The sequence below is a fragment of the Leifsonia shinshuensis genome (assembly GCF_014217625.1).
Classification (GTDB): Bacteria; Actinomycetota; Actinomycetes; order Actinomycetales; family Microbacteriaceae; genus Leifsonia; species Leifsonia shinshuensis_A.
In genome coordinates this window covers 4037916-4048126 of sequence record NZ_CP043641.1, presented here as the reverse complement: position 1 = coordinate 4048126, position 10211 = coordinate 4037916, and the positions used below count along the sequence as shown (strand labels likewise).

Below are 10211 nucleotides of genomic sequence, written 5' to 3'. Positions count from 1 at the left end.
GGCGCTTTGTCAAGCGCGGTTCCGCGCGGTGGGCGCACGCGGTGGTCGAGGAGGACGCATGAGCGTAGTCGGAGAGTCGTACCTGGTCGGGCTCCTGGGCGAGGGCGTGCTGCCCTCCCTGACGCCGCCACTGCACGAGCGGGAGGCCGACGAGCAGGGGCTGCGCTATCTCTACCGGCCCATCGATCTGCTCGCGGTGGACGGCGGGGGCGAGGTGGACGCGACGATCGCCCGGGTGTTGGACGGCGCCGCCCTGCTGGGGTTTAACGCCCTCAACATCACCCATCCGTGCAAGCAACGCGTCCTCGCCCACCTGGACGAGGTGACCGCCTCGGCGGCGGCGATCGGCTCCGTCAACACCGTCCTGCTCGCGGACGGCCGGCGCGTCGGCCACAACACCGACGTCACCGGTTTCGCCTCCGCGCTCCGCGACGGCCTGCCCGACGCGGACCTCGGCCACGTCGTCGTCATCGGCGCCGGCGGGGCCGGGGCCGCCGTCTCGGCCGCGCTGCTGGAGGCCGGCGCCTCCCGGCTCACGGTGGCGGACCTCGACGCCGAGCGGGCGGGCGCACTGGCCGCCTCGCTCGTGCCCCGATTCCCGGCGGCCACGGCCTCCGGTGTCTCGCCGGACGTCCTCGCGGACCTTCTGGGCGACACGACGCGCCCCGTCACCGGCCTGGTCAACGCCAGTTTCGTCGGCATGCACACCCACCCAGGCATCCCGCTCGACGCCGGACTGCTACGGCCGGACCTCTGGGTGGCGGACGTCGTCTACCGCCCGGTCGACACCGAGCTCCTGCGCGCGGCCAGGGCGGCCGGCTGCCGCACGCTCGATGGCGGCGGCATGGCCGTCGGGCAGGCGGCGGACGCCTTCCGCCTCATCACCGGGGCAGAGCCCGACCGGGAGCGGATGCGCGCGCACTTCGCCGCGATGATCCAGGAGGGCCGCTGATGCGCACCTCCATCGCGACCGTGTGCCTCTCCGGGACGCTCCTGGACAAGCTCCACGCCATCGCCGACGCCGGGTTCGACGCCGTCGAGCTCTTCGAGCCCGACCTGATCGCCGCGCCGCAGTCGCCGGAGGAGGTGCGAGCGCTGTGCGACCGGCTCGGGCTGGAGATCGCGCTCTACCAGCCGTTCCGCGACGCGGAGGGCGTGACCGAGGCCGAGTTCGCGCAGGTGCTGCGTCGGGCCGACGCGAAGTTCCGGCTCATGGACCGGCTGGGCGTCGACACCATCCTGCTGTGCAGCAATGTCGCCACGGCCACCGTCGACGACGACGCCGTCTCGGCCGGTCAGCTGGCGCGCCTCGCCGACCGCGCCGAGACCTACGGCAAACGCCTGGCGTTCGAAGCCCTCGCCTGGGGCCGCTACATCGACGACTACCGGCGGGCCTGGCGCATCGTGGAGCGGGCGGACCATCCCGCGCTCGGGGTGTGCCTCGACAGCTTCCACATCCTCTCCCGCGGCCACGACCCCGCGGACATCGAGCGGCTCCCGGGCGGGAAGATCTTCTTCGTCCAGCTCGCGGACGCCCCGATCCTGTCGATGGACGTGCTCTCGTGGAGCCGCCACCACCGGCTGTTCCCGGGCGAGGGCGGCTTCGACCTCCCCGTCTTCGTCGGCCACACCCTGCGTGCCGGTTACACGGGTCCGCTGTCGCTGGAGGTGTTCAACGACGTGTTCCGGCAGACCGACCCGGCCCGGACCGCGCGGCACGCCCTCCGGTCGCTGACCGTGCTGGAGGACGCTCTCGGAAGCGAAAGGGAGCGTTCCGCCCGCGAGCCGCGCGGGCTCGACCAGGTGGAGGTCAAGGCCCAGGACACCGACGCGGTCGCCGCCGTGCTGGAGCGGATCGGCTTCGCGCCGCGCGGTCGCCACGTCACGAAGCCGGCGTGGCTCTACGCCGCGGGCGAGGCTCGGATCGTCCTCAACGAGCACAACGCCGCGGGCACGAGTCCGCATGTCGCCGGCTTCGGCATCCGCTCCGACCGGCCGGAAGAGGCCGCCGCGCGGGCGGAACGGTTCGGGGCGCAACGCGCGCACCGCCGGGTTCTCGCCGGCGAGGCGGACCTCCCGGCCGTGCTCGCGCCCGACGGCACGGAGATCCTGATCAGCGGACCGGAGAGCGGCTCCGCATGGCCGGCGGAGTTCTCCGGCGGTCGCGGGACCCCCGACCCGGCGATCCTCGGAGTCGACCACGTCAACCTCACCGAGCCCGCCGCGGACATCGAGGAGGCCGTGCTGTTCTACGGCACGGCGCTCGGCCTCGGCCGTGAGTCGTCGGCCGAGCTAGCCGGCCCGGCCGGTCTCGTCCGCAGCCAGGTCCTGCGCTCGGACGACGGCGCGGTGCGCCTCGCGCTGAACGTCGTCCCGCCGTTCGCCGAGCGCCCGGCGACGGCATCCCAGCCGCACGCGCAACACGTCGCGATCGCCTGCGACGACCTCCACGGGCTGGTCGGCCGTGCGCGAGCCCGCGGGCTGCGCACCGTTCCCGTCTCGGCGAACTACTACGACGACCTCGCCGCCCGCTTCGAGCTGCCGCCGGGCGAGCTGGAGCGGCTGCGCGACGCGGGCCTGCTCTACGACCGCGACGCGTCGGGCGAGTACCTGCACTGCTACACGGAGACGGTCGGCGCCGTGTTCTTCGAGCTGGTCGAGCGGCGCGGCCGGTACGACGGTTTCGGCGCGGCCAACACTCCCGTCCGGCTTACCGCGCAGCACGCGTCGCGCTGACGGGGCTACGCCTCCACGCGCTCGGCATCCGACTCGCCCGCCGGCGCGCGGCGTGGAGCACGAATGCCGCCGATCAGCAACGCCAGCACCGCGACCGTCACCAGCACCCAGCCGACGAGCCCGTTCGCCGCCGGGAGATAGCCGCCGAGGAGGACGACGCCGACCCCCACCATCGCCACCGCCGACCAGAACGCCGCGAGCACGAGCGGCAGCGGGCGTCGGGCGGCGCGGGGCCAGCGCTTCTCCAGCCGCGGCACGACCAGGCAGGCGAGCGCCACGAACGCGGCGATCGCGAGGATCCACACCGGCCGGGTGGCCCACCACGACGGCGACAGCACCGGAGGGAAGGGCAGTCCGAGCGCCAGCTGGATGCCGACCACCGCGGCCATCGCCACCGTGTGCCAGAGGTAGATCACCATCCCGAACAGGCCGAACACGAACACGACCGCGAGGACGGGACGCACGGCCATGGCCCGCCGGATCGCCGGCTGCAGGAGCGCGAACAGCGACACCTGGCCGAGCGAGAGCAGCAGGATGCACAGCGTCGGCGGGTTCAGGTTGGTGAGCATGTCGTACGAGTAGCCGGCGAACGCCACCAGCAGGCCCATGGCCGCGTAGGAGGCGGCCGCGAGACCGACGAGCAACCACCGGCTCGCGCGCTCGAACCAGCCGTCCCGCAGCAGGAAGCCGAGCTGCTGGGCGAACAACCAGACGAAGCCCCAGTTCAACGCCGCGACGGGCAGGCCGCCCGCACGGCTCAGGAGGTCGACCATCGCGGCTCCCGCCGCCAGGGCGGTGAGGGTGCGCAGCGGAGCGCGCTCGTGGAGTGCGGCCATCGCCGGAACGCACGCGCTCACCCCGATGTAGACCGCGATGAACCAGAGCGGCTCGGCCAGCCGGTGCGCGAGCTGCTCGAGGAAGGTCCCGTCCGCGCCGGACAGCGCCATGATCGCCAGCACCGCGCCCACGGCGGGCATGACCAGCACGACCGGCTGCGCCAGCCGCCGCGTGCGGGAACGCAGATACGCGGAGGACGTGGCGCCGTCGCGGCGCATCCGCCGCCACTGGCCGAGCGCCGCGAAGCCTCCGCAGAAGAAGAACACCGGCATGATCATCAGCGGCCACGTCGCCCAGGCGAGCGGCCGGAATCCGGCGAGGGCGTTGAAGGCGCCGAGCGGGTCCCCGCCGATGCCCAGCTGCAGCGCGTGCAGGAGCACCACGACCGGCAGGCACATCGCCCGCGCGAAGTCCACCGACAGATCCCGTCCAGCCGGAACGCGCAGCGTCACGGATCGCCCCCTTCGATTCGCACGTGTGGAATCTCAGATGCTACCGGTGTTGAGGGGATGTCGCCGCGCGACATGCGAAGAGCCCCGCATCCGTTCGGATGCGGGGCTCTTACAGCGCTAGCGGAAGGCTCAGGCCTTCTCGGCCTCCGCCTCGGCGGTGGTCTCCTCGGCGGCCTCGGCGTCGCCGGTGGCCTCCTCGACGACCTCGGCTTCAGCGGCGGCGGTCTCCTCGGACGTGGTGTCCTCGGCGGCCTCGTCCTCGACGACCGGCTCCTCGGCCGGAGCGGCCTTCGGGGCAGCGGCCTTCTTGGCCGGCTTCGCCTTCGGGGTGACCGGCTCGAGCACGAGCTCGATCTGCGCCATGGGGGCGTTGTCGCCCTTGCGGTAGCCGAGCTTGGTGATGCGGGTGTAGCCGCCCTCGCGCTCCGCGACCAGCGGGGCGATCTCGGTGAAGAGCTCGTGCACGACGGTCTTGTCGCCGATGACCGCGAGGACGCGACGGCGAGCGTGCAGGTCGCCGCGCTTCGCGAACGTGATCAGACGCTCGGCGTAGGGACGCAGGCGCTTGGCCTTGGTCTCGGTCGTCTTGATGCTCTTGTGGGTGAAGAGCGCAGCGGCCAGGTTGGCGAGCATGAGGCGCTCGTGCGCGGGACCGCCTCCGAGGCGGGGGCCCTTGGTGGGCTTAGGCATGATCGGTTATCTCCAGTAATTGAAAAGTCGAAGGCTTCGCTGACGCGGCCTCAGATGGTGGTCTCGTCTTCTTCGTACCCGCTGTAGAAGTGGGCGCCGTCGAAGCCGGGGACAGAGTCCTTGAGCGACAGGCCCATCTCGGTCAGCTTGTCCTTGACCTCATCCACCGACTTCTGGCCGAAGTTGCGGATGTTCATGAGCTGCGTCTCCGACAGCGACACGAGCTCGCTGACGGTGTTGATGCCCTCGCGCTTGAGGCAGTTGTACGAGCGGACCGACAGGTCGAGGTCCTCGATCGGCATCGACAGCTCGGAGCTGAGCACCTGGTCGACCGGCGCGGGGCCGATCTCGATGCCCTCGGCCGCGCTGTTGAGCTCGCGGGCCAGACCGAACAGCTCGACCAGCGTGCGGCCGGCGGACGCGATGGCGTCGCGCGGGCTGATCGCCGGCTTGGTCTCGACGTCGACCACGAGGCGGTCGAAGTCGGTGCGCTCGCCGGCACGGGTGGCCTCGACGCGGTAGGTGACCTTCAGGACCGGGGAGTAGATCGAGTCGATCGGGATCTGGCCCGCCTCGGAGTACTCGTTGCGGTTCTGCTGGGCCGAGACGTAGCCGCGGCCGCGCTCGATGGTCAGCTCGACCTCGAACTTCGCCTTGTCGTTCAGCGTCGCGATGACCAGCTCGGGGTTGTGGATCTCCACGCCCGCCGGAGCCGAGATGTCCGCCGCGGTGACCTGGCCGGAGCCGGTCTTGCGGAGGTAGGCGGTGATCGGCTCGTCGTGCTCGCTGGAGACGACCAGACCCTTGATGTTCAGGATGATCTCGGTGACATCCTCCTTGACACCCGGGACGGTGCTGAACTCGTGCAGCACGCCGTCGATGCGGATGCTGGTCACGGCGGCGCCGGGGATGGAGGAGAGCAGGGTGCGGCGCAGCGAGTTGCCGAGGGTGTAGCCGAAGCCCGGCTCGAGCGGCTCGATGACGAACCGCGACCGGAACTCGGAGATGTTCTCTTCGGTGAGCGTAGGACGCTGTGCAATGAGCACTGTTGATTCCTTTCGGCTGAGTGTCCGCTATATGACACTCGCGTGAGTGAGGTGGGGTTCGTCACGCCGTCAGGCGGCGGTCCGGGGAGGACCGCCGCCTGGGCGGACGTGGAAGAGAACTAGACGCGGCGACGCTTCGGCGGGCGGCAGCCGTTGTGCGCCTGCGGGGTGACGTCGTTGATCGAGCCCACCTCGAGGCCGGCGGCCTGGAGCGAGCGGATCGCGGTCTCGCGGCCCGAGCCCGGACCCTTGACGAAGACGTCGACCTTCTTCATCCCGTGCTCCTGCGCCTGACGGGCGGCCGACTCGGCTGCCAGCTGCGCGGCGAACGGGGTGGACTTGCGCGAGCCCTTGAAGCCAACTCCACCGGAGGACGCCCACGAGATGACCGCACCGGTGGTGTCGGTGATCGAGACGATGGTGTTGTTGAAGGTGCTCTTGATGTGGGCCTGGCCCACAGCGATGTTCTTCTTTTCCTTCTTGCGCGGCTTGCGAGCGGCCGACTTGGGTGCTGCCATTTTCTTTCTCCTTCAGTCCTGTTGTCGGCCTAGCGAGCCTTCTTCTTACCGGCGACGGTGCGCTTCGGGCCCTTGCGGGTGCGCGCGTTCGTCTTGGTTCGCTGGCCGCGGACCGGGAGGCCCTTGCGGTGGCGGATGCCCTCGTAGCTGCCGATCTCGACCTTGCGGCGGATGTCGGCGGCGACCTCACGGCGGAGGTCACCCTCGACCTTGAAGTTGCCCTCGATGAAGTCGCGCAGTGCGACGAGCTGGTCGTCGGTCAGGTCCTTGACGCGGATGTCGCCGGAGATCCCGGTCTCGCGAAGGGTCTGGAGCGCACGCGTGCGCCCGACGCCGTAGATGTAGGTGAGTGCGACCTCCACGCGCTTCTCGCGCGGGATGTCGACGCCTGCTAGACGTGCCATGGTGTGGCTTCTCCTGTGATGAGTGGAGGTCTTCAGCGATCCCGGTGCCCCGGCCTCCTCCGAGGGTGTCCCCCGCATCCGCGCTAGACGGATGCGGGTTCTGGGATCGCTTCGTTATTGAGTTGAGTCGTGCTGGCTGCGATCAGCCCTGGCGCTGCTTGTGGCGCGGGTTCTCGCAGATGACCATGACCCGGCCGTTGCGACGGATGACCTTGCACTTGTCGCAGATCTTCTTGACGGAGGGGTTGACCTTCATAGTTGTTACCTTTGTTCGCTGTCCTCGTACCTCGCCAGGGGCTACCCGGTGGCGTGGCCGTTACTTACAGCAGTCCGTTACTTGTAGCGGTAGACGATCCGGCCGCGGGTCAGATCGTAGGGGCTCAGCTCCACGATCACGCGATCCTCGGGGAGGATACGGATGTAGTGCTGACGCATCTTGCCGGAGATGTGGGCAAGAACCTTGTGACCGTTGGTGAGCTCCACGCGGAACATCGCGTTGGGGAGCGCCTCGATCACAGATCCTTCGATCTCGATGACACCGTCTTTTTTGGCCATAGCCTCACTGTCGCTACTAGTAGTGGATTGCTGGTCGTGCGTTGACTGGCGCCGGACATGCAGAAAGCACGCCTAAGACACCAAGGATCAATCTTATGGGATGCCGGCGCATTTCGCCAATTCTGGGTTATCATCCGCGCCCGCTCTGAGCGAACAGGGCCGGAAACCGCCCGTCACGGGATCGGCGTGGGCGTGATCCCGAACGGCGCGAGCCCTGCGGCTCCACCGTCGACCGCGGTCAGCACCCAGATGCCGTCGGCGTGCACCGCGACACTGTGCTCCCAGTGCGCGGCGGCCGAGCCGTCCTCGGTGGCGACGGTCCAGCCGTCGTCCTTCACGTAGGTGTCCTGGTCCCCCAGCACCACCATGGGCTCGATCGCGACCACGAGCCCCGGACGCACCTCCGGGCCTTTGGCGCGCACCCGGTAGTTGAACACCGGAGGCTCCTCGTGCATGCGCCGGCCGATCCCGTGCCCGATGTAGTCGGTGAGGATGCCGTAGTCGCCCTGCGACATGATGTGGTCCTCGACCGCCTCGCCCACCTCGTTGAGATGACGGGCGCTCGCGAGCCGGGCGATGCCGTGCCAGAGCGACTGCTCCGTCACGTCGGAGAGCTTCTGCCGCTCGGCGACGCGCTCCGGGTGCGCCGGATCGGGCAGCACGAACGTGCGTGCCGCGTCGCCGTTCCAGCCCTCCTGGATGGCGCCGCTGTCGACCGAGAGGATGTCGCCCGGCTGCAGGATCCGCGAGCCGGGGATGCCGTGCACGACCTCGTCGTTGACCGACGCGCAGATCGTGTGGTGGTAGCCCGCCTCCAGCTTGAAGTTGGACTTCCCGCCCGAGGCCTCGATCGCGGCCTCGGCGATGGCGTCCAGCTCGAGGGTCGACACACCGGCCGCGACCGCCGCTGCGACGGCGTCCAGCGACGCGGCAGTCGCCCGTCCCGGCGCGACCATCAGTCGGAGCTGGGCGGGCGACTTGTAGAACGACCGTCGGAAAGCCATGGAGAGGTTCAGGCGACCGGCTCGCCGGCGCCCTCGCGCGGGTGGATGCCTCGCTCGGCGAGAGCCGTGCGGATGCGCGCCGCGACATCCTCCATGTCGCCCAGGCCGTCCACCTCGACCAGCAGACCGCGCTCGCGGTACACGTCGATCAGCGGGGACGTCTCGCGCAGGTAGACCTCCTGGCGGTGCCGGATGGCATCCTCGGAGTCGTCGGCACGACCCTGCTCCTGCGCGCGCTTGGTGAGGCGCGCGACGATCTCGTCCTGGTCGGCGACGAGCTGGATCACCGCGGCGAGCTCCTGGCCCTTGGAGGCCAGCAGGTCGTCGAGGTACTTCACCTGCTCGAGCGTCCGCGGATACCCGTCGAGGAGGAAGCCGTCCTTCGCGTCGTCCTCCGACAGCCGGTCGGTGACGAGCTCGTTGGTGAGGCTGTCCGGAACGTAGTCGCCCGCGTCGACGATCGCCTTGACCTGCTGGCCGAGCGGGGTCTCGTTCTTGATGTTGGCCCGGAAGATGTCGCCCGTGGAGATGTCGGGGATCCCGTACGCGGTGGTGATGCGGGAGGCCTGAGTGCCCTTTCCCGCTCCGGGAGGTCCGACGATCAGCATACGGGTCAACGCAGAAGCCCTTCGTAGTGCCGTTGCTGGAGCTGGGAGTCGATCTGCTTGACCGTCTCGAGTCCCACACCGACGATGATGAGGATGGACGTGCCGCCGAACATGAAGTTCTGGCTGGCGCCGAGCAATGCGAACGCTATCAGAGGGATCAGCGCGATGATTCCGAGGTAGATCGAGCCGGGCAGCGTCACGCGCGTCAGCACGTAGTCCAGGTACTCGGCCGTGGGGCGGCCCGCGCGGATGCCGGGGATGAAGCCCCCGTACTTCTTCATGTTGTCGGCGACCTCCTCCGGGTTGAAGGTGATCGCGACGTAGAAGTACGTGAAGCCGACGATCAGGAGGAAGTAGAGCAGCATGTAGAGCGGGTGGTCGCCCTTGGTCAGGTAGTTCGTGATCCACGTGACCCATGGCGCAGGGGCCTTGCCGGCGGCGGGCTGGTTGAACTGCGCGATCAGCGCGGGCAGGTACAGCAGCGACGACGCGAAGATGACCGGGACGACACCCGCCATGTTCACCTTGATCGGGATGTACGTGTTGTTGCCGCCGTAGGTGCGGCGGCCGACCATCCGCTTGGCGTACTGCACGGGGATGCGGCGCTGCGACTGCTCGACGAAGACGACCGCGGCGACGATCAGCAGACCGATGGCGATCACCACCAACATCACCTCGATGCTCTGCGACTGGCCGATGGCCCAGAGCGAGCTCGGGAACTGCGCGGCGATCGAGGTGAAGATCAGGAGGGACATGCCGTTGCCGATGCCGCGCTCGGTGACGAGCTCGCCCATCCACATGATGAGGCCGGTGCCGGCGGTCATCGTGATGACCATGAGCATGATGGCGTACCAGGAGTCGTCCGTGATCAGCTGCGTGCACTGCGAGACGGCGGTAGTGCCGAAGAGGGCGCCCGAACGGGCGACGGTGATGAGGGTCGTCGACTGGAGGACGCCCAGCGCGATCGTGAGATAGCGCGTGTACTGCGTGAGCTTGGCCTGGCCGGCCTGGCCCTCCTTGTAGAGGGTCTCGAAGCGCGGGATGACCACGCGCAGCAGCTGCACGATGATCGACGCGGTGATGTACGGCATGATGCCGAGCGCGAAGATCGAGAGTTTGAGGAGAGCGCCACCCGAGAAGAGGTTGACCAGGGAGTAGAGCCCCGAGGTGTCCTGGTTGGCGTTCAGACAGGTCTGGACGTTGGCGAAGTCGACGAACGGCGCAGGGATGAACGAGCCCAGCCGGAACAGAGCGATGATCCCCAGCGTGAAGAAGATCTTCCGGCGGAGGTCCGGGGTGCGGAAGATCCGCGCGACGGCGCTAAACAAAAGTGCGTCCTGCTTTCCTGTAAGAGTCCAGTC

At 69.1% G+C, this 10211-nt stretch carries 12 protein-coding genes; 2 read left to right on the top strand and 10 right to left on the bottom strand.

The window, feature by feature from the left end; all coding sequences use genetic code 11:
* Nucleotides 1–58: 58 nt before the first annotated feature.
* Both F1C12_RS19720 and F1C12_RS19715 read left to right on the top strand, forming a co-directional pair.
* Nucleotides 59–952, top strand: a complete 894-nt coding sequence (locus F1C12_RS19720; RefSeq protein WP_185276515.1) for a shikimate dehydrogenase — start codon at nt 59–61, stop codon at nt 950–952.
* Nucleotides 952–2736: a bifunctional sugar phosphate isomerase/epimerase/4-hydroxyphenylpyruvate dioxygenase family protein gene (locus F1C12_RS19715; protein WP_185276514.1), complete on the top strand. Its 1785-nt coding sequence runs from the start codon at nt 952–954 to the stop codon at nt 2734–2736. The genes F1C12_RS19720 and F1C12_RS19715 overlap by 1 nt, the downstream gene beginning before the upstream one ends.
* 5 nt (nt 2737–2741) lie before the next feature.
* On the opposite strand, the gene F1C12_RS19710 is transcribed toward F1C12_RS19715, so the two are convergent.
* The 10 genes from F1C12_RS19710 to secY all read right to left on the bottom strand — a co-directional run bounded on the left by F1C12_RS19710 (nt 2742) and on the right by secY (nt 10178).
* Nucleotides 2742–4025 carry an acyltransferase family protein gene (locus F1C12_RS19710; protein WP_185276513.1) on the bottom strand — a complete coding sequence of 428 codons (1284 nt, stop codon included), beginning with the start codon at nt 4023–4025 and terminating at the stop codon, nt 2742–2744.
* Between the two features lie 129 nt (nt 4026–4154).
* Nucleotides 4155–4715: a 50S ribosomal protein L17 gene (gene rplQ, locus F1C12_RS19705; protein ID WP_185276512.1), complete on the bottom strand. Its 561-nt coding sequence runs from the start codon at nt 4713–4715 to the stop codon at nt 4155–4157.
* A gap of 50 nt (nt 4716–4765) precedes the next feature.
* Nucleotides 4766–5761 (bottom strand): DNA-directed RNA polymerase subunit alpha, encoded by a 996-nt coding sequence (locus F1C12_RS19700; protein WP_185276511.1) that lies wholly within the window; start codon nt 5759–5761, stop codon nt 4766–4768.
* Between the two features lie 119 nt (nt 5762–5880).
* Nucleotides 5881–6279: a 30S ribosomal protein S11 gene (gene rpsK / locus F1C12_RS19695; RefSeq protein ID WP_018191944.1), complete on the bottom strand. Its 399-nt coding sequence runs from the start codon at nt 6277–6279 to the stop codon at nt 5881–5883.
* A 29-nt stretch (nt 6280–6308) separates the two neighbouring features.
* Nucleotides 6309–6683, bottom strand: coding sequence for a 30S ribosomal protein S13 (gene rpsM, locus F1C12_RS19690; protein ID WP_179605016.1), 375 nt, complete (start codon nt 6681–6683; stop codon nt 6309–6311).
* A 142-nt stretch (nt 6684–6825) separates the two neighbouring features.
* On the bottom strand, nt 6826–6939 hold the full coding sequence (gene rpmJ, locus F1C12_RS19685; RefSeq protein ID WP_011186712.1) for a 50S ribosomal protein L36: 114 nt from the start codon (nt 6937–6939) through the stop codon (nt 6826–6828).
* Nucleotides 6940–7016: 77 nt separating this feature from the next.
* Nucleotides 7017–7238 (bottom strand): translation initiation factor IF-1, encoded by a 222-nt coding sequence (gene infA, locus F1C12_RS19680; RefSeq protein WP_011186713.1) that lies wholly within the window; start codon nt 7236–7238, stop codon nt 7017–7019.
* Nucleotides 7239–7411: 173 nt separating this feature from the next.
* The gene (gene map / locus F1C12_RS19675) at nt 7412–8242 is read right to left on the bottom strand and encodes a type I methionyl aminopeptidase (protein WP_185276510.1); all 831 of its coding nucleotides are present in this window, start codon (nt 8240–8242) and stop codon (nt 7412–7414) included.
* A gap of 8 nt (nt 8243–8250) precedes the next feature.
* Complete coding sequence (locus tag F1C12_RS19670; protein ID WP_185276509.1) at nt 8251–8859, bottom strand: adenylate kinase; 609 nt, start codon at nt 8857–8859, stop codon at nt 8251–8253.
* Nucleotides 8856–10178: a preprotein translocase subunit SecY gene (gene secY / locus F1C12_RS19665; protein ID WP_179605010.1), complete on the bottom strand. Its 1323-nt coding sequence runs from the start codon at nt 10176–10178 to the stop codon at nt 8856–8858. The genes F1C12_RS19670 and secY overlap by 4 nt, the downstream gene beginning before the upstream one ends.
* Nucleotides 10179–10211 lie beyond the last annotated feature (33 nt).

Coding starts and splice junctions, on each gene's coding strand:
- F1C12_RS19715 (WP_185276514.1), top strand. CDS start 952: ATGCGCACCTCCATCGCGACCGTGTGCCTCTCCGGGACGCTCCTGGAC.
- rplQ (WP_185276512.1), bottom strand. CDS start 4,715: ATGCCTAAGCCCACCAAGGGCCCCCGCCTCGGAGGCGGTCCCGCGCAC.
- rpmJ (WP_011186712.1), bottom strand. CDS start 6,939: ATGAAGGTCAACCCCTCCGTCAAGAAGATCTGCGACAAGTGCAAGGTC.
- rpsM (WP_179605016.1), bottom strand. CDS start 6,683: ATGGCACGTCTAGCAGGCGTCGACATCCCGCGCGAGAAGCGCGTGGAG.
- map (WP_185276510.1), bottom strand. CDS start 8,242: ATGGCTTTCCGACGGTCGTTCTACAAGTCGCCCGCCCAGCTCCGACTG.
- F1C12_RS19720 (WP_185276515.1), top strand. CDS start 59: ATGAGCGTAGTCGGAGAGTCGTACCTGGTCGGGCTCCTGGGCGAGGGC.
- infA (WP_011186713.1), bottom strand. CDS start 7,238: ATGGCCAAAAAAGACGGTGTCATCGAGATCGAAGGATCTGTGATCGAG.
- rpsK (WP_018191944.1), bottom strand. CDS start 6,279: ATGGCAGCACCCAAGTCGGCCGCTCGCAAGCCGCGCAAGAAGGAAAAG.